The sequence below is a fragment of the Streptomyces sp. NPDC008238 genome (assembly GCF_042956445.1).
Lineage (GTDB): Bacteria > Actinomycetota > Actinomycetes > Streptomycetales > Streptomycetaceae > Actinacidiphila.
This window is the reverse complement of record NZ_JBIBGK010000007.1, coordinates 224,004-242,418: the sequence shown is the minus strand read 5'-3', so window position 1 is coordinate 242,418 and position 18,415 is coordinate 224,004. Positions and strand designations below refer to the sequence as shown.

The window sequence follows — 18,415 nt, the reverse complement described above, 5'->3', positions numbered from 1 at the left end:
GGACTGCCGAACGCCCGGCCCGCGCCGCCGCCGCTCCCGTCGGGCGCCTCCCCGTCGGGCGCCTCCCCGTCGGGCGCCTTCCCATCGGGCGCCTTCCCGTCAGGTACCCGCCGTGCCCGGTGCCTCGGCCCGGGCGGCCGCGGCCGCCTCCTCCTCCGCCTGCCGTTCCCGCTCCTTGCCGCGGGCTGCGGCGCGCCGGCCGTAGAGGATCGTCCAGGCGACGAGGACGCCGGTGACGGCGTACGCCATGACCGAGTTGACCGTCACCATGGTGGCGGTCGACAGCTCGTACGAAAGGCCGATCCTGGTGAGGGCCTCCAGGACGTAGCCGAGCCCCCAGACGACGGTCATGGTGCGGATGACGTGCCGGAAGCCCTCGTACTGCCACAGGCCGTCGAAGCGCTCGGCGTCCTCCTTGGTGCCGTCGGTGCCGAACTTGCGGCCGAAGTAGAACATCAGCGGCCGCGGCGCGAACAGGCTGGCCAGGCAGACCACTCCGAACAGGCCGGTGACCGCGGAGTCCTTGACCAGCAGCAGGCGCGTGGAGTGCGGCCCCACGACGGTGACGACCACCGTGATCACCAGGAAGACGAGGGTGATGACGGCGAACTCGTCCACCTTGCGGCGCCAGGCGAGCGTGATGGCCGTGTCGAGTACCGGCCAGACGCCGGAGAGGAGCAGGGCGGAGAACTCGCTCCATCCGCCGTCGGTGAGCCGGCCGTAGGTGACGACGGGCAGGACGATGTTGAAGGTGAGGGTGAGTGCCCAGCCGAGCGCGGACGACAGGCCAGACCGTGACGACGCAGCCGGCCCCGGCGCCGACGATGCGTCCGGGCCTGACGGTGACGACGTGCCTGCCTGTGACGACGTGCCTGATCGTTCGGACACGGCTTTCCCCCGTAGTAGTTGCCGAAGTCGCAGGGGAACGTATGCGCGGCGCCGCCGTCCCGGCCAGGCACTTTGCCCAGGTTTTAGGACGGCGGCGCCACGAGGCGGCCCCAGGCCCGCACCGGGCCCGGCACCTGCTCACTCCTCCGGCGGCAGCTCCCCCGCGAAGGCGGCGGCGAGCCGCAGCCAGGGGGCGGCCTCGGCCTCGCGGCCCTGCCGCTGGAGGGTGCGGCCCAGCAGCAGGTGCGCGTAGTGCTCGACGGGGTCGCGCTCGACGATCACGCGCAACTGCTCCTCGGCGCGGCCGAGCTGGGCGGAGTGGTAGTAGGCGCGGGCGAGCAGCAGGCGCGGGGCGACGTGCCCGGGCACCTCGTCGACCACGGCCGTCAGCAGCCGGGCCGCCTCGGTGTACTCCTTGGCCTCGAAGTAGAGTCCGGCGCGCGCCCAGCGCTCCGCCGTGGTCTCCTCGTGGGAGGCGTAGGACCCGTGGGTGGTGGGGGTGTTCACGTGAGCTCCTCTCCGGGTGCGGTGTGCGGCATGCGGCCGGCCGGCTCCAGTCCGAACCGGCCCCGCTCGAAGTCCTCGACGGCCTGCACGACCTCGGCCTTGGTGTTCATGACGAACGGGCCGAAGTGCGCGACCGGTTCGCGGATCGGGCGGCCGCCCAGGATCAGCACGTCCAGGGCGGGGGTGCGGCTGTCGGGGTGGTCGGTGGCCTCCAGGGTCAGGGTGTCGCCGGCGCCGAAGACGGCCAGCTGGTGCGCGTCGAGCGGGCGCCGTTCGGCGCCGGCGCTGCCGCGCCCGGACAGCACATAGGCCAGGGCGTTGAAGTCCGGCCGCCAGGGCAGGACCAGTCGCGCGCCGGGGCTGAGGGTGGCGTGGACCAGCGTGATCGGGGTGAAGGTGCTCCCCGGTCCCGCGTGCCCGCCGACCTCGCCGGCGATGACGCGCACCAGCGCGCCTCCGTCGGGCGAGGACAGCAGTGCCGACTCGGGGCCCTCGATGCTCTGGTACCGAGGTGCGTTCCACTTGTTCGCCCGCGGGAGGTTCACCCACAGCTGGACGCCGTGGAAGAGCCCGCCGGAGACGACCAGCTCCTCCGGCGGCGCCTCGATGTGGAGGATGCCGCTGCCGGCCGTCATCCACTGCGTGGCGCCGTCGGTGATCGTGCCTCCGCCGCCGTGCGAGTCCTGGTGCTCCATCCGGCCGTCGATCATGTACGTGACGGTCTCGAAGCCGCGGTGCGGGTGCCAGGCGGTGCCCTTGGGCTCGCCCGGGGCGTACTCGACCTCGCCCATCTGGTCCATGTGAATGAAGGGGTCGAGCTCCCGCGTCGGCACGCCCGCGAAGGCGCGGTACACCGGGAAGCCCTCGCCCTCGAAGCCCTGCGGGGCGGCGGTCACCCGGCGGACGGGGCGCTGCTCCGCGGTCACCGGGTCGGGCTCGGTGACGCGGGGCAGCAGCAGGGTGTTCTCCACGGTCACGGCAGGCATGACGCCCTCCTCGGCAGTCCCGGCGGGCCCGGTCCGGGCCTCGCACGGTCGGTTTAACCTTCAACCAACCGCGTCCATTCCCGCCCCCCGTTCCCGCCCGGGACGCCCCGGTGCACCCCGGTACCCCGGGGAACTCAGAAGCCGAAGCGCGGGCGCTCACCCTCCGGCACCAGCTCCACGTACTCGGGGTGCTTGCCGATCCACGCGCGGATGAACGGGCAGAAGGGCAGCACCGCGAGACCGCGCTCGCGGGCCTCGTCCAGGGCGGCCCGGGCGAGGGCCCCGCCGAGGCCGCGACCGCCGAAACGGGGGTCGACCTCGGTGTGGATGAACGCGATCTGGTCCCGGTACAGGTGGTACTCGGCGAAGCCGGCCACCTCCTCGGCACCGCCCTCCTCCGCCGCGTCGAAGATCTCGAAACGGGACGTGCCGGGGTTGTCGGCGACGCGCAGTGCCATCGTCTCTCCTACTCGGGCCGCAGGGCGGCCAATTGCTGCTCGAACGGAACGACCGTATCCGCCGCGGCCACGGGGGCCGACGGCCGCGTCCCCAGCAGCGCCGCCAGCTCGCCCGCGGCGCGGGCGATGCGGGTCGGCAGGGTGTCGGTGAGCGCGTCCCCGCTGCCGCCCCAGTCCTCCGACGCCGCGTAGACGGCGGTGGGGACGACCACGGCCCGCAGGAAGACGAAGAGCGGCCGCAGGGCGTGCTCCAGCGCCAGCGAGTGCCGGGCCGTGCCGCCGGTGGCGGCGATCAGCACGGGCTTGCCGGACAGCGCGTCGTTGTCGATGACGTCGAAGAACGACTTGAACAGCCCGCTGTACGAGGCCGAGAAGACCGGTGTCACGGCGATCAGGCCGTCCGCCGCCGTCACGGCCGCGACGGCCTCCGCCAGGGCGCGGCCGGGGAAGCCGGTGACCAGGTTGTTGGCGATGTCCACGGCCAGGTCGCGCAGTTCCACCACGCGGACGTCGACCGCGCGGCCGGCGTCCGCGACGGCCCGCCGTACGGCCTCGGCGAGCCGGTCGCCGAGCAGCCGGGTGGACGACGGCGTGCTCAGGCCCGCCGAGACGACCACCAGCTTCAGGGGTGCGACGGTCACTTCGCGGCCTCCTTCTCCTTGTCCTTCTCCTCCGGGGCCCGCGCGTCACGGCGCGCGAGCAGCGAGGCGTGCGTCGGGGCGTCCGGCACGTCCGCGGGACGGCCCTTGGCGAACTCCTCGCGCAGTACCGGGACGACCTCCTCGCCGAGCAGGTCGAGCTGCTCCAGCACGGTCTTCAGCGGCAGTCCCGCGTGGTCCATCAGGAACAGCTGGCGCTGGTAGTCGCCGGCGTACTCGCGGAAGCCCAGCGTCCTCTCGATGACCTGCTGCGGCGAGCCGACGGTCAGCGGGGTCTGCTCGGTGAAGTCCTCCAGCGACGGGCCGTGCCCGTAGACCGGCGCGTTGTCGAAGTACGGCCGGAACTCCCGGACGGCGTCCTGCGAGTTCTTCCGCATGAACACCTGGCCGCCGAGGCCGACGATGGCCTGCTCGGGGGTGCCGTGGCCGTAGTGCGCGTAGCGCGTGCGGTACAGCTCGACCATCCGCTTGGTGTGGTCGGCCGGCCAGAAGATGTTGTTGTGGAAGAAGCCGTCACCGTAGTACGCGGCCTGCTCGGCGATCTCCGGCGAGCGGATGGAGCCGTGCCACACGAAGGGCGGCACGCCGTCGAGCGGCCGGGGCGTCGAGGTGAAGCCCTGGAGCGGGCTGCGGAAGCGGCCGGCCCAGTCGACGACGTCCTCACGCCACATCCGGTGCAGCAGCGCGTAGTTCTCGACCGCCAGCGGGATGCCCTGCCGGATGTCCTGCCCGAACCAGGGGTAGACCGGACCGGTGTTGCCGCGGCCCATCATCAGGTCGACGCGCCCGCCCGCCAGGTGCTGCAGCATCGCGAAGTCCTCGGCGATCTTCACCGGGTCGTTCGTGGTGATCAGCGTGGTCGCGGTCGAGAGGACCAGCCTCTCCGTGCGGGCGGCTATCCAGCCGAGCATCGTCGTCGGTGACGAGGGCACGAACGGCGGGTTGTGGTGCTCGCCGGTGGCGAAGACGTCCAGCCCCACCTCCTCGGCCTTGAGCGCGATCGCCGTCATGGCCTTGATCCGCTCGTGCTCGGTCGGCGTCCTGCCGGTCGTGGGGTCCATGGTCACGTCACCCACGGTGAAGATCCCGAACTGCACCGGCTTCACCCTCCTCCGTCGTCTCGCGATGTTTGTTGAGTATTCAACCACCCTTCGCAACGGGATGCCCGACCGGGCTATTCCTCACCTGGTGCCGCCTCCCCTGGGCCGTCACCGGGCAGCCGAGCGCCGGAGATCATCCCGGACGTGACGAAGACGTCACCAGGGACGAAGGCGTCACCAGGGGCACGGGCCCCGCACACGGCCTCCCCCGCCGCGGTAAGGGGCACCGCCGAAGGGCCACGGACGGCGGGCGCACCGCGGGCGCACCGCCCCCGTCGGCGTCACCTACGAGGGACGCGGGGCGGTTGGGACACGGACGGTCGACCGTAGCGGACCGCGTGAGGGAAAGGCGAATTACGTTCACGGGTGGGTGAAAAGTGCCTATGTGACTGGATCGGAACGGCTCCGGCAGAGCACTCTCAGGGGCGCCCATCCCGCGGACGCCGCCTTGTGCGCCGCGCCGGTCCCGCCACGCTCCCCGCCCGTCTCCGAGCCGAAGTCCGTTCCTGACACATGAGCCACGTGATGCTGCCCCCGAAGCCCACCGCCCTTGACGCGCGCTCCGCGGCGGGCCTCGTCCGGCAGTGGCGCAGGGCCGTGGAGCCGGAGGCACTCGCGGCGGCGTACGACGCGCTGGCCGTGGCGGGGCCGCTGGTGCCGACGCCGTGGGGCGCGCTCCTGGTCACCGGGTACGAGGAGTGCCGTCAGGTGCTGACCGGGCGGGAATGGCTCACGCTCGGGGCCCGGTGGCGCGACGTGCACCGCCCCGGGTGGCGGCGGAGCGCGAGCACGGTCGGGCTGTGCGAGACCCCGCTGCAGCAGGATCCTCCGGAGCACACCGCGCGCCGCCGTCCGCTCAACGCGGTGCTGGCGCCCCGGGTCGTGCGAGAGGCGGCGGAACGGCTCGTGGAGCCGCTCACCGAGCGCCACGTCGCGGACTTCGCCGCGGCCGTGCGCCGCGAGGGCGCGGCCGACGTCGTGACCCGGGTCTGCCGGCCGCTGCCCACCGCGGTCCTGGCAAAGATGGCCGGGCTGCCGGAGTGGATCGACCGGGGGTGGCTCGCCGCCGAGAGCGCCGCCATGGTGCGGGTGGAGGAACTCGCCGCGCCGCCCAGTGTCGTACGGCGGGCGGACGCCGCCGCACTGGCCCTGCTCGATGCGTACGACCGCGCGCTGGCCGAGCGCCTGCGGCACCCCGCGGACGACCTGCTGTCGCGGTGGGCCGCCGAGGACCCGGCGGGGGCCCGCTACCTGCTGCTGACGTTGTTCTCGGCCGGGGTGCCCACCACGGCCGCGCTGCTGGCCGGCACCGCGCTGGCGCTGGCCGGCGACCCCGCCCTTGCCGAAAGGATCCGCCAGGACCCGGGATTCGCGGGGCCGCTCACCGACGAGCTGCTGCGCTGGGACCCGCCGGGCCGGGTGGTGACCCGCGTGGCGGGCGTCGGCACCGAACTGGGCGGCCGGCCGGTGCCCGCGGGGCGGGTCGTCCACGCGCTCATCGGCGCCGCGCACCGCGACCCGGCGCGCTTCCCCGCCCCGCACGTCTTCGACCCGGACCGGCCGGCGCAGCGGCTGCTCGCCTTCGGCGGCGGCCTGCACTACTGCCTCGGATCCCACCTGGCCCGCGCGCAGGCGCTCGCGTTCACCCGGGTGTTCGCCCGCGAGCTGCCCGGCGCCCGGGCCGCCGCACCTCCGGTGCGGCACGCCGGGCCGAGCATGGCCGACATCGCCCGGCTGACCATCCACTCGCCCCTCACCTAAGGGAGACCGCAGGCCAGTGACCGAAATCCAGGACGCCACGGACGCGTTCCGCAAGGACCTGTCGTCGTCGACCTTCGTGCGGGCCATGGCGGAGACGGGCGTCCGGCCCTTCTACCGCACGCTGCACATGACGGGGGACGGGGAGGCCGTCGTCGAGGGCCGGGACGTCGTCATGGCGGGCTGCAACGACTACCTGGGGCTGTCCACGGACCCCCGGGTGACGGCGGCCGCGGCCGAGGCGCTGACGCGCTACGGCGCGTCCTGCTCGGGCGCGCGCACCCTCAACGGCACCCTGCCCCTCCACGGCGAACTGGAGGAGCGGATCGCAGACTTCATGGGCACCGAGGCGGCCGCCGTGGTCACCACCGGCTTCCAGGCGAACCTGGCCGTGGCCGCGCTGCTCGGCCGCGGCGACATCGTCTTCAGCGACATGTCCAACCACGCCTCCCTGGTCGACGGCATCCGGCTCGGGTCGGCCCGCCGCGTGCTGTACCCGCACTCGGACACCGCACGGCTGGACACGCTGCTGGAGCAGGCCACGGCCGCGGAACCGGCCGCGGGCAAGGTCGTCGTCACCGACGGGATGTTCTCCATGGACGGCGATCTGTGCCGGCTCCCCGAACTGACGGAGCTCACCGCCCGGCACGCCGCCCGCCTCATCGTGGACGGTGCCCATGACATCGGGCTGCTCGGCCCGGGCGGGCGCGGGGTCGCGGACCACTTCGGGCTCATGGACCGGGTCGACCTGTTCACCGGCACCCTGTCCAAGTGCTTCGGCTCCACCGGCGGCTTCCTGGCGGGACCCGCGCACGTCATCGACTACCTGCGCTACAGCGCCCGTTCCGTCCTCTTCTCCGCGTCGATGCCGCCGGCCGCCCTCGCCGCCGGGATCGCCGCGCTCGGCATCGCCGCGGCCGAGCCCTGGCGGCGCCGGCGCGTGCTCGCCCTCGCCGAGGAACTGCGGGCGGGGCTGCGCGCGCTCGGCTACGACACGGGGGACTCGGTCACCCCGGTCGTCCCCGTCCTCATCGGGGACGCCACCGCGTGCGCCCTGATGTGGCAGGCCCTGCTCGACGAAGGGGTGTTCACCAACGCCGTCGGGGCCCCCGCCGTCCCCGAGGGCCGGTGCGTGATCCGGGTGACCGTGCAGGCCACCCACTCCGACACCCACCTGCGGCGGATCCTGGACGCCTTCACGGCCGCCGGCCGCCGCGTCGGTCCGGTCCCGGGCCTGCCCGCCCAGGCGGTGGCCCGGTGAACGCGGTCACCGTCACCCCCGTCGAGGACCGCGCCGCCACGACGGACTTCATCCGGCTGCCGTACGCGCTCTACCGCGACGACCCGCACTGGGTCGCCCCGCTGGAACGCGAGATGCGCGCCTTCCTCGACCCGCACCGCAACCCCTTCTTCGACACGGCCGAGGCACGGCTCTTCCTCGCCCGCCGGGGGCGCAGGACGGTGGGCCGGATCGCGGCCGTCGCCGACCCGCGCTTCCAGGAGCGGCACGACTACAAGTGCGGCCACTTCGGGCTCTTCGAGTGCGCCGACGACCCCGAGGCCGCCGGGGCCCTCTTCGAGGCGGCGGCCGCCTGGCTGGCCGGGCGCGGCCTGACCCGGATGCTGGGCCCGCTCAGCTTCTCCGTCAACGACGAGTGCGGGCTGCTCGTGGACGGCTTCGACGGGCCGCCCAGCGTGGGCATCCCGTACAACCCGCCGTACTACGCGCAGTTGCTGACCGGCTGCGGCTTCAACAAGGCGAAGGACCTGCTGTCCTGGCTGGTGCCGATGCCGCCGGACGGCGAGCCGCCCGCCGCGATCGCCCGGGTCGCCGCGCGCACCCTGGCCGACCCGGCCGTACGGGTGCGGCCGCTCGACGCCGACCGCTACGAGGCCGACATGGCCGTCGTCAAGGACATCTACAACGACGCCTGGGCCGAGAACTACGCCTCCGTCCCGCTGAGCGACGCCGAGTTCCTGCACATGGCCGCCCAGTTGCGGTCGGTAGTCCACCCGGAGCTGGTGCGGATCGCCGAGGTGGACGGCGAGCCCGCCGCCTTCACCCTGTGGGTGCCCGACGTGAACCAGGCGCTGCGCACCGTGCGGGGCCGGCTCACCACCTGGGGGCTGCCGGTCGGCATGCTGCGGGTCAGCCGGGCGATGGGCCGCATCACCCGCGTCAGGGGCGGCACTTCGGGCGTCCGCAAGGAGCACCGCAGCCGCGGGCTGGTGGCCGTGCTGCTCGCCGACGCGCAGCGCGCGGCGTTCCGGCTCGGCTACACCGAGACCGACCTGTCCTGGATCCTGGAGGACAACCGGGGCTCCAACCGGCACGCGCAGGCCATGGGCGGGGTGCACTTCAGGACGCACCGGCTGTACGAGCGCGACGGCGGGGGCCTGCGGTGAGGTACCTCGTGACCGGCGCCACCGGCTTCATCGGCGGGCACCTCGTACGCCACCTCACCGCCCACGGCCACGAGGTGACGGCGCTGGTGCGCGGCGGCCGCGAGGTGCCCGGGGCCCGCAGCGTGCCCGGTGACCTCGCCACCGGCGCCGGGCTGACCTTCGCGCTGCGCGGCGTGGACCGCGTGGTGCACCTGGCGGGGGTCACCAAGGCGGGCGACCCACGGGCCTACGCGGCCGTGAACGCCGCCGGGACACGGCGGCTGTGCGACGCGGCGGCGGCGCTCGCCGTGCCGCCCCGCCTGGTGTACTGCTCGTCGCTGGCCGCCTCCGGCCCGGGACGACGGCGCCACGAGGACGCGCCGCCGGAACCGGTCTCCGCGTACGGGCGCAGCAAGCTCGGCGGGGAGTGGGCGGTGCGGGACGCCGCGAACCGGCTGCCGGCCGTCGTGGTCCGGCCGCCGATCGTCTACGGCCCCGGCGACCGGGAGTTCCTGCCGCGGCTGGTCGCGGCGGTGCGCACGGGCCTGCTGCCCGCGGTCGGCCGGCCCGGGCCGCGGCACTACTCCCTGATCCACGTCGACGACCTGTGCCGGGCGCTGATCACCGCCGCCGACCCCGCCACCACGGAGGTCGGCACGTACCACGTGTGCGACGGCACCGAGCACCGCTGGGAGGACATCGGCGCCGCCGTCGCGGCGGCGCTGGGCCGCCGCGCACCGCGAGTGGTGCACATCCCCGGGCCGCTGGCGATGGCGGCGGCACGGCTCTTCGGCCGCACGTCGGCGCTCAACCCCGACAAGGTCGTCGAGGCGCTGCACCCCGCGTGGACCTGCGCCCCCGGCGGCCGGCTCCCGTACCGCCCCGCCGTCACGCTCCCCGAGGGGCTGCGCGGCTCCCTGACCCCGAACCGCTGACCGCCCCGCGAGGAAGGGGGAGCACCCCGTGCGCCGCCGACTGTCCCCGTACGAACGCGTCATCTGGGCCGCCGGCGAGCGGCTCCCCGTCAACATCGCCGCCGTGGCCCGGGTCGAGGGCCGCACCACGCCGGGGCGCCTCCGTGCGGCCGTGGCCGCCGTACGCGGCCGCCACCCCCTGCTCGGGGTCCGCGTCGCCGACCCCGGGCCGTGGCAGGGGCGGCTCACGACGGCCGGGGTGCCGGACCCCGAGGTGCGGGTGGTCCCGGACGCCGGCGCGGGCGCCTGGTCCCGGGTGGTGGAGGAAGAGCTCCCGCGGCCCTTCGACACCCGCACCGGTCCGCTCGCCCGCTTCGTGCTCGTCGACGCGGGCGAGGCCTTCGACCTGGTCACCGTCTACCACCACCTGGTCGCCGACGCCGTCTCCGCGGGCGTCGTCCTGCGCGACCTGCTCACCCACCTCGGCGCGCCGGACGGGTCCGGCGTGGGCACGGTGCCGGTGCGGGCGGCGCCCGCGGACGAGCTGATCCCCGGCCCGCGCACCCGCCCCGGGGACCTGCTCAAGACCGCCCGCGCCCTGGGCGGGCCCGTACGGCCCCCGTACCCGCCGGACGGGCGGCTCGCCTACCGGGCGTGGTCGCTGGAGCGCGAGGAGACGGAGCTGCTGCTCAAGCGGTGCCGGGCGCGCGGCGCGACGCTGCAGGCCGCCCTGTGCGCGGCCTTCGCACGGGCCGCCGCGCCCGGCCGCCCGGCCCGCATCGCGGTCGCCGCCGACCTGCGCCGGGTGCTCGAACCGTCGCCCGGAGAGGCCATGGGCCTGTACGCGGCGAGCTTCGTCGTCCCCGTGGACGGCGCGGCCGACGACCTGTGGGCGGCCGCGCGCGAGGCGCGGACCGGGATCCACGCCCGGCTCACCCCCGAGGAGCTGCGGCCGCTCGTCCGCGTCTTCCGGCTGACCTCGTTCCTGCCGCACCGTGCCGTCGGCGCCCTGCTGCGGCGCGGCGAGTCGCGCGGGCCCCGCTTCGACGTGTCCGTGAGCAACACGCGCCTGGACCTCCCCGAGGCGTACGGGCCGCTGCGGCTGGCCGCCGTCCACGGCGCCGCGCACACCAGCCTGTCCGGGGCGCCGCTGGTGATCGTGGTGGGGCACGGGGGGCGGCTGTTCCTCAGCGTGACCTCCACGGCGGGCGAGGAGGCCGCGGACCTGTGCCGGCGCGCCATGGACCACCTGCTGTCCCCCGGGTGAGGACGGATGACGGATAGCGGCGCCCTCAGCGGGTATCCGAAGGGAGTGGCACGCACCGTGGGAGTGGAAGAAGAGCTTCTCCTGGTGGACGCACGGTCCGGAGAACCGCGTGCGGTCGCGGACGCGGTGCTGGACGGCGGGCCCTGGCCCCGGGAACTCGTGGCCGAGCTGCAGCAACAGCAGCTCGAACTGAACAGCTCCCCCTGCGTCACCCTCGACCAGCTCAGGGAGGAGCTGCGCTCCTGGCGCCGGAGGGCGGCCGACCTCGCCCGCCCCGAAGGGGTCGCGGTGGCGGCGCTGGGGACCTCCCCCGTGACGGTGCCGCCCCGGCTCACCCCCAGGGGCCGCTACCGCAGGATGGCCCAGTCCTTCGGCCTCACCGCGCAGGAGACGCTGACTTGCGGCTGCCACGTCCACGTGGGGGTGGAGTCGGACGAGGAGGGCGTGGCCGTCGTCGACCGCATCCGCCCCTGGCTGCCGCCGCTGCTGGCGCTCAGCTCCAATTCGCCGCTCTGGCAGGACACCGACACGGGGTACGCGAGCTACCGCTACCAGGTCTTCGGCCGCTGGCCCACCGCGGGGCCGACCCGCGGCTTCGGCTCCGCCGAGGGGTACCGCGCCGCGGTGTCCCGGCTGCTGGCCACGGGGATCCTGATCGACCAGGGCATGCTCTACTTCGACGCCCGGCTGTCGGCGAAGTTCCCCACCGTCGAGGTGCGCGTCTGCGACGTGTGCCCGGAGTACCAGGACTCGGTGGTGCTGGCCGCGCTGGTGCGCGGCCTGGTCGAGACCGCCGCCCGCGAGTGGGCCGACGGGCACCCCGCGCCCGACGACGACCTCGCGCTGCTCCGGCTCGCCTCCTGGCGGGCCAGCCGCTCCGGCCTGGACGGCGCCCTCCTCGATCCGCGCACCTTCCGCCCGGCGAGCGCGCACGACGTCGTCGAGACCCTGGTCGCCCACGTCGAGGACGCCCTGAAGGACGCGGGCGACCTCTACACCGTCCGCGCCGGCATCGACCGCCTGACCTCGCGGGGCTCCGGCGCCCGCCGGCAACGCGAGATGTACGCCCGGGGCGGCGCCCCCGCGGTCCTCCGCGACGCGGTCCGCCGCACGGCGGCGTGACCTGCCCGGTCCACGGCGGCACGGTGGCGGGCCCCGCCAGGCCGTGCGAGCGGTGCGGCGCCGTGCGGCGCGACGTGACCGGGGCTGACCGGCCTCCGTGGGAGGCGGGCCTGCCCCTTGACGCCACGATGCGGCCGGGCCGCAGATCCCGTGGCCTTGGGTCCCGACGGTCGCGCGGGCAGCGCGAAGTTGTGCTGCGCGGCGTGACCGGGGTCGCCATCCGTCCACCGAGCAGGAGCGCAGTGCTGCGGGAGGACGCCGGGTGCCCCGTCCACGGCGGGCACTCGTGCCGGGCTCGGGCCTTGCCGGCCCCCGCGGGCAGTGGCGAACGCGCACAGCGCGACCGGGTCCGACAGCACGCAGGACACAGTCCCGCGGGCCTGCCCCTCAACGCCACGATGCGGGCCGGGCCGGGCGAGGCTCGATGCGCCCCGGGTCCTGACATCCTCGCAGGCAGCCGCCGTGCCGCGTGACATGACCGGGCCCGCCATCCGTCCACCGAGGCCCAAAAAGCCCACTGCTGCAGGAGGCCGCAGGACACGAGTGCTCCCGGCACGCCACCGGGTGCCCTGTCTACGGCGGGCGCCCGTGCCGGGACCCGCGGGCGGTGCGAAGCAGCACAGCAGGACTGGACTGGGGTCCGACAACACGCAGGGCACGGTCCCGCGGGCCTGCCCCTCCGCGCCACGATGCGGCCAGGCCGCAAGCCGTTGCGGTCGGGGCCGATGTCCTGCGCTCCGGGTCCTGACAACCCCGCAGGCAGCGCGAAGCCATGCGGCATGGCATGACCGGGACCGCCACCCGATGGCCGCCGCTCAGGGCTCGGTCCTGCGGGCCGCACCGGACAGCCGTGTGCGCCGCGCCAACGGCCTGACCGAGCCGAACCGGCCGCGCTTCCGCCGCCGAGCCCGGCCCGGGACATCGTGACGCCGCGCGGGAAGCCCGGAGCTCATGACCCGCCCCGGCCCTGTTCGCGCGGTGCCGGAAGACCGCGAGTCCCTCCGGGACGGTAAGACGGCGCAACTCACGCACCGCCGGATCCCGCCCGGAGCAGCCCGGCCGGTGGGCGCCCGCGCGGCAGGACGCGGCGCGGGCAGGCCGGAGGGCGACCGCATGCCGGCGCGCGCACGCCTCGGGGTGTCCTCATGCCCTGGAGTGACCGGTCGGTCACCCGGGGCGCGCTATTCTGCCGCGCGACGTCGGCGACGGGGATCGGGGGCGGCTGATGACGGACGCGCGGGCGGCCGTGGACCGCATGCTGACGCGCTTCGGACTGGCGGAACCGCCGGGGACCGCGCGCCTCGTCGACGGTGCCGGCTCGACGCCCGCAGGTCTGCTTGCCGCGACGGAGAGCCTGCTGCGCGAGTCCTGGGGGAGCGAGGACGGGCGGGCCCCGGCGGCCGCCGCGCTCGCGCTGACCGTGTTGGGCCTGGACACGGCGGACCGCGACGATCCGTCGCGCGCCCGGCTCGTCCTGCACCTGCAGCTGGCCGACCGCACCCTGGCGCACGTGCACGGCGACTTCCGCACCGGGCCCGAGGTCCGGCACCACCTGGGGGCGCAGACCCAGCACCGTCCGCCCGACGACCTCGTGGCGGTCGCCGCGGTCTACCCCTCGGGCCCCGCGCAGCGGCCGTTCCGGCCCGCGGACCCCGTGGAGGGCAGGGTGGTGGAGTTGCTGGCGACGCTGCCGCCGGACGACCTGAGCCGCCCCGGGCTGCTCGCCCGGCTCGCGCACTCCGCTCTGGTCCGCTACGAGTGCGGAGCCACCGGGGAGTTGCCCGCCCTGTGGGCGCGTGCCCGGGAGGCCTTCGGGACGGTCGTCCCCGGCCACGTCGACGCCCCGGACGCGGGCCGGGTGGCGGTGCTGGCCGGAGTGGCCTGGGTCCGGGCGCATCCGCGGGACCGGGAGGCGGTGGACGTCGCCGTGCGGGGCGGTCGGCTGGCGCTGGCCGCGGCGAGCGGACGCAGCATGGGCGGGCTGCGGGACCGGCACGAGATGCGCAGCGTCCACTTCGCGCTGGCGGTGGCGCTGATGTGCACGCTGCCCTGGGCGCCGTCCCGCGCGACGATCGACGAGGCGCTGGGTCACCTGGAGGCGTACCGGGCCGAGGGGCTGCCGGACGACAACGGGTCGTACGAGGTGAACACGGCCTCGCTGCTGGCCGCCCGCGCGGTCGTCGCGTGGGAGGCCGCGGACGCCGCGGAGGCGGAACGGATGCTGCGCGCGCTCATGGAGCGGCTGCCGCCGGGCCATCCGCTGCAGCCGCACATCGCGGCGAAGGCCGCCGCGGTGGGCGAACTCCGCGGCAGGATGCGGCTCCTGCCGCGGTCCCTGGGGTCGGTGGTGACCCGGTTCCTGCCGCTGATGGTGCGGTTCGCGCCCGCGCTGCCGCCGATGCAGTTACGGACGGCCCTGCCGTCGGACGGCTTCCGCCCCGAGCCTGGCCCCGGGCCCGCACCCGCCGAACAGCCGCAGCCGCAGCCAAAGCCGGCGCCCGGCCCCCGTCCGGAGCCCGGCGGCGAGGCGGAGGCAGGGGCAGGGACAGGCGACGACCTGTACACGCGCTTCACCTCCGCCTTCCCCGTACCCCCCGACATGCGGCCGCTGCTCGACGCCCTGGCCAAGGGCCCCGGCACGCCCCAGGGCCTGGATCCCGCCTTCGTCGCCGACGCGGAGCGACAGTTGCGCGAGGCACTGGAAGGGACGGAGTCCGGCAGCCCGGAACGCGCCCAGACCGCGGCGCTGTTGATGGCCGTCACCGGGATGCGCTACATGGCCGACCAGGACGCCGCCGTGATCGAGGAGGCGGCCGCGCTCGGCGACCGCGTCCTGGCCGAACTCCCGCACGGCTCACCGGAGCACGCCCGTCTGGTCCTCGCCTCGGCGCCCTGGCAGCACATGCGGGCGGTGCTCGCCATGGACACCGGCGCACTGCGCGCCTGCTGCCGGGAACTGCGCGTGGCGCTCGACCTGCTGCCCGACGACGCGCCGGAACGGGCCGCCGGTGAGATCGAGTACGCCAACGCGCTCACCAACCTCGCCGGGCTCAGCCAGGACCCCGTCCTCGCCGCCGAGGCGCGCCGCCGGATCGCCGACGCCTCGCTGCGCGTGGAGCGGAGCCCGGGCCTGACGGACCTGCTGGGCGGGATGGTCACCTCGTACGGCCACTGGGCGGACTACACCGACGCCACGGTCCGCGGGGACCTGCGGGCGGCGCGGGCGGCCGAGGTCGCGTTGGCGGCGGAGCCCGGGGGCGAGATGCCGGCGCTGCGCTTCGAGGTGGCGCGCATCGCGATGGCCGACGCGCTGGAGCACCACGACTGGGCGGCCGCCGCCGACGCGGCGGCGCGGGCCCTGGAGACGCTGCCGGCGGTGGCCTCGCGCGCCCTGGCCCGGGAGGACCGCCGGGCCTTCGTCGGCGGGGCGCTGCTGGGCCGCCGCTACCCCCTGGCGCACCTGCGGACGGACGGCGGCGACCCGGCGGACGCGGGCCGGCCCGATCCGCTGACGGGCACGAGCCTGGGCCGCACCGGCTGCGCCGCGGCGCTCGCCGCCGGCCGGCCCGCTCAGGCGCTGGCGCTGCTGGAGCAGAGCCGGGCCGTGCTGATGGGGCAGGACCTGGAGGCCCGGGCCGATCTGACGGCGCTGTCCGCGGCGCATCCCTTGCTGGCCCGGGAGTTCGCCGCGCTCGGGGCCCGGCTGCGGCGGGCCGAGGCGGGCGAGGACGTCATGGAACGGCACGTCGCGGCCGCCGAGTGGGAGGCGCTGCTGACCCGCGTCCGCGGCAGGACGGGGTTCGAGCGGTTCCTGATGCCGCCCACGGAACGGGAGATGCGGGCCGTGGCGGCCCAGGGGCCGGTCGTGGCGGTCAACGTGGACCGGCTGCGGTGCGACGCGGTCGTCGTCACGCGGGAGCGGATCTTCTCGGTGCCGCTGCGCGAGCTGACGGAGGGCCGGCTCGCCCTGCGGGCGCAGGAATTCCTGGCGGCCGTGGGCCTTCCGCGGACCGCGCCCGCCGAGGAGCACGACAGGGCCCGCGAACTGGTGCTGGACACCCTCGCCTGGCTGTGGCGCACGGTGGCCGAGCCCGTGCTCACCGCCCTCGGCCTGACCAGGGCCCTCCCCGAGGACGCCCCCGCCTCGGCGGCGCCCCGGCTGTGGTGGTCGGCGTCGGGACCGCTGGCGTACCTGCCGCTGCACGCCGCGGGGCTGCAGCGCAAGCACCCTGCGCGACGGCCGGACCGTCCTGGACCGGGTGGCCTCGTCCTACACCCCCACCCTGCGCGCCCTGGAGCACGCCCGGCGTGCGTCCTCCGGCCGCACCGGTGGCCGGCTGCTGGCGGTCGGCCGCCCCACCGGCACGGCGGGCTCCGCGGGTGCCTCGGCCCGTGAGATCGCCGCGATCGCGGACGCGCTGGGCGGCGTACGCGCCCTCGAGGGCGAGCAGGCCACACCGGAACGCGTGCTGTCGGCGCTGCGCACGGCCCGCTGGGTGCACTTCGCCTGCCACGGCGTCAGCGACCCCGTGGACCCGTCCGCCAGCCACCTGCTGCTGCACGGCGGGCCGCTGAGCGCCGCGGACGTCGCCCGGCAGGAACCGCTCTACGCGGAGCTGGCGGTGCTGCTGGCCTGCCACACCGCGCACACCGGGCAGCTGCCCGACGAGGCGGTCCACCTCGCCTCCGCCTTCCAGACCGCGGGCTACCCGCAGGTCGTCGGCGCCCTGTGGGAGGCCGACGACGCGGTCTCCGCGCTCCTGGCCGCCCGCCTGTACGCGGCGCTCCGCGCCCCGGCGCCGGGCGCCGTCGCCCCGGCGGACACGGGCCGCGCCCTCAACCACGTCGTGCGCGCCCTGCGCACCCGCTACGCCCGCTCCCCCGCGGTGTGGGCGCCCTTCGTCCACATCGGCCGCTGAGCGCCGCGACGGAACGTCAGGCGCCCCCGAGCAGTCCGGCCAGGACCGGGTGCACTCGGGCCGGGTCGACGGTGGTGACGGTGTACACGGCGACCCCCGAGACAACGAGGGGGTCCTCCGCGGCGATCCGCTCGATCGTCCGGCGGTCCGTCCCGCGGGCGAGGACCACGCCGCCCTCGGACGAGGGCACCGCCTGCCCGGAGAGCAGGAAGGTGCCGGCGCGGTGGTGGCGTTCCAGGAACGCGACGTGGGCGGCGACGAACGGCCCGGCTTCCTCCTCGGATCCGGTGTACGTCAGAAACAGCAGGTGCAGCATCCCCGTCCGATCTCCTCGCGGTCCGGGCGGCCCGGTCGGTCATTTTCAGGCGCGCTCACCGGCGGCGGCGCAGCACCAGATCCAGCTCCCGCCACGCCGCCGGGGTGACGGGGCCCGGCGGGACGGGGATCCCGACGGCACGGGCGACGGAGCGCAGCCGCAGGTCCACGACGGCGTCGACGAGGTCCGCGAGGGCGAAGAGCCGTTCGCGCCCGAGCCACCAGGCGGCGAACACGACCACGGCGCCCACGACGAAGGCGGGCCACCACGCGGTGGCGCAGCCCAGCGCCACGTAGAGCAGGCCCCATCCACACAGCCGGGTGGACGCCTCGAAGGCACCGGCCGCGGTACGGATCTCCTTGCGGTCGGCCTCCGTCGCCGCCAGCCACAGGCGTGGCCAGACCGCCGTGAAGGGCACCGCGTAGTAGGCGCCGACGCGGTGTTCCAGGGCGTGCATGCGGTCGCCCATGCGGGTGGGGCGGGCCGGGGGCACGGGCGCGATCCGGTCCCGGCGGGCCTCGGCCGCGCGGGCGGCGGCCAGTTCGGCCGGGTCGCCGTCGCGTTCGTGGTTCCGCAGACGGGCCGCCACGTCGGCGTCGGCGCGTTCGCGACGGGCCCGGCGCCGGCGCACGAGCCACTGCCCCGACCCGCCCGGCCAGGGCCCGACCCACAGCACCTGGACCGCGCGGGCCAGGGCCTGCACCGCCAGGCCCGGGACGACGGCGAGCAACAGCACGGCGGCCAGGGCCAGGAGGAACCCCGCCGTACCGTGCGCGTCGGTCCAGTCCGCGGCGCGCTCGACCTCGCGCAGCAGGCGGCCGGCGTCGAACGGCCGCCTGCCGCCGAGCACATGGGCGGCCCAGGCGGTGCCCAGGAAGAGCGCACCGGGCAGCGCGAGCAGGGAGACCCAGCGTTCGGCGAGCTTCCCGCCGATCTCGTCCAGCAGACCCGCCACCGCGCTACGCCCCGCCTTCCGCGACCTGCTCGACTACGCGGCGGGCGCAACGGCCCCGGGGCCTTCGCGCCGCGGCCACCGGTGCCTGCTGCTTCCTCCGCCGTACGGCTGCGCGCACCGGACAACCCTCCTTCTCCCCGGGGGCCGGAAGGACAGGTCCAGGCCGTGTCGTCAAAAGTCC

Annotated in this window: 16 protein-coding genes; 8 read left to right on the top strand and 8 right to left on the bottom strand. The window is 75.6% G+C overall.

Features of this window, described 5'->3' with window-relative positions; genetic code table 11:
• Positions 1-99: 99 nt before the first annotated feature.
• From ACFZAU_RS18325 to ACFZAU_RS18300, 6 genes are all read right to left on the bottom strand, one after another.
• On the bottom strand, positions 100-888 hold the full coding sequence (locus ACFZAU_RS18325; protein WP_500552986.1) for a VC0807 family protein: 789 nt from the start codon (positions 886-888) through the stop codon (positions 100-102).
• A 138-nt stretch (positions 889-1,026) separates the two neighbouring features.
• Positions 1,027-1,395: a tetratricopeptide repeat protein gene (locus ACFZAU_RS18320; protein WP_500460354.1), complete on the bottom strand. Its 369-nt coding sequence runs from the start codon at positions 1,393-1,395 to the stop codon at positions 1,027-1,029.
• A complete protein-coding gene (locus ACFZAU_RS18315; RefSeq protein ID WP_500552985.1) occupies positions 1,392-2,381 on the bottom strand; it encodes a pirin family protein in 990 nt (329 codons plus the stop codon). Before ACFZAU_RS18315 ends, ACFZAU_RS18320 begins: the two co-directional genes overlap by 4 nt.
• Positions 2,382-2,515: 134 nt before the next feature.
• Entirely contained in the window at positions 2,516-2,839 is a 324-nt protein-coding gene (locus tag ACFZAU_RS18310) for a GNAT family N-acetyltransferase (protein ID WP_499601648.1), read from the bottom strand.
• Between the two features lie 8 nt (positions 2,840-2,847).
• Positions 2,848-3,480, bottom strand: coding sequence for an FMN reductase (locus tag ACFZAU_RS18305; protein ID WP_500552984.1), 633 nt, complete (start codon positions 3,478-3,480; stop codon positions 2,848-2,850).
• Positions 3,477-4,595 carry an LLM class flavin-dependent oxidoreductase gene (locus tag ACFZAU_RS18300; protein ID WP_500552983.1) on the bottom strand — a complete coding sequence of 373 codons (1,119 nt, stop codon included), beginning with the start codon at positions 4,593-4,595 and terminating at the stop codon, positions 3,477-3,479. The genes ACFZAU_RS18305 and ACFZAU_RS18300 overlap by 4 nt, the downstream gene beginning before the upstream one ends.
• A gap of 516 nt (positions 4,596-5,111) precedes the next feature.
• Between ACFZAU_RS18300 and ACFZAU_RS18295 the strand changes: the two genes are divergently transcribed.
• From ACFZAU_RS18295 to ACFZAU_RS18260, 8 genes are all read left to right on the top strand, one after another.
• On the top strand, positions 5,112-6,359 hold the full coding sequence (locus ACFZAU_RS18295) for a cytochrome P450 (RefSeq protein ID WP_500552982.1): 1,248 nt from the start codon (positions 5,112-5,114) through the stop codon (positions 6,357-6,359).
• Between the two features lie 16 nt (positions 6,360-6,375).
• Entirely contained in the window at positions 6,376-7,617 is a 1,242-nt protein-coding gene (locus ACFZAU_RS18290; protein ID WP_500552981.1) for an aminotransferase class I/II-fold pyridoxal phosphate-dependent enzyme, read from the top strand.
• On the top strand, positions 7,614-8,762 hold the full coding sequence (locus ACFZAU_RS18285; RefSeq protein ID WP_500552980.1) for a GNAT family N-acetyltransferase: 1,149 nt from the start codon (positions 7,614-7,616) through the stop codon (positions 8,760-8,762). Before ACFZAU_RS18290 ends, ACFZAU_RS18285 begins: the two co-directional genes overlap by 4 nt.
• Positions 8,759-9,676 (top strand): NAD-dependent epimerase/dehydratase family protein, encoded by a 918-nt coding sequence (locus tag ACFZAU_RS18280; RefSeq protein WP_500552979.1) that lies wholly within the window; start codon positions 8,759-8,761, stop codon positions 9,674-9,676. The genes ACFZAU_RS18285 and ACFZAU_RS18280 overlap by 4 nt, the downstream gene beginning before the upstream one ends.
• Before the next feature lie 28 nt (positions 9,677-9,704).
• The gene (locus tag ACFZAU_RS18275) at positions 9,705-10,922 is read left to right on the top strand and encodes a condensation domain-containing protein (RefSeq protein WP_500552978.1); all 1,218 of its coding nucleotides are present in this window, start codon (positions 9,705-9,707) and stop codon (positions 10,920-10,922) included.
• Between the two features lie 6 nt (positions 10,923-10,928).
• On the top strand, positions 10,929-12,044 hold the full coding sequence (locus ACFZAU_RS18270; protein WP_500552977.1) for a carboxylate-amine ligase: 1,116 nt from the start codon (positions 10,929-10,931) through the stop codon (positions 12,042-12,044).
• Positions 12,045-13,269: 1,225 nt separating this feature from the next.
• Entirely contained in the window at positions 13,270-16,440 is a 3,171-nt protein-coding gene (locus tag ACFZAU_RS18265; protein ID WP_500552976.1) for a hypothetical protein, read from the top strand.
• Positions 16,328-16,963 (top strand): CHAT domain-containing protein, encoded by a 636-nt coding sequence (locus ACFZAU_RS18260; RefSeq protein ID WP_500553042.1) that lies wholly within the window; start codon positions 16,328-16,330, stop codon positions 16,961-16,963. Before ACFZAU_RS18265 ends, ACFZAU_RS18260 begins: the two co-directional genes overlap by 113 nt.
• Before the next feature lie 16 nt (positions 16,964-16,979).
• On the opposite strand, the gene ACFZAU_RS18255 is transcribed toward ACFZAU_RS18260, so the two are convergent.
• Together ACFZAU_RS18255 and ACFZAU_RS18250 are read right to left on the bottom strand one after the other, a co-directional pair.
• Positions 16,980-17,279 carry a YciI family protein gene (locus ACFZAU_RS18255; protein WP_500552975.1) on the bottom strand — a complete coding sequence of 100 codons (300 nt, stop codon included), beginning with the start codon at positions 17,277-17,279 and terminating at the stop codon, positions 16,980-16,982.
• A 55-nt stretch (positions 17,280-17,334) separates the two neighbouring features.
• The gene (locus tag ACFZAU_RS18250) at positions 17,335-18,234 is read right to left on the bottom strand and encodes a hypothetical protein (protein ID WP_500552974.1); all 900 of its coding nucleotides are present in this window, start codon (positions 18,232-18,234) and stop codon (positions 17,335-17,337) included.
• Positions 18,235-18,415 lie beyond the last annotated feature (181 nt).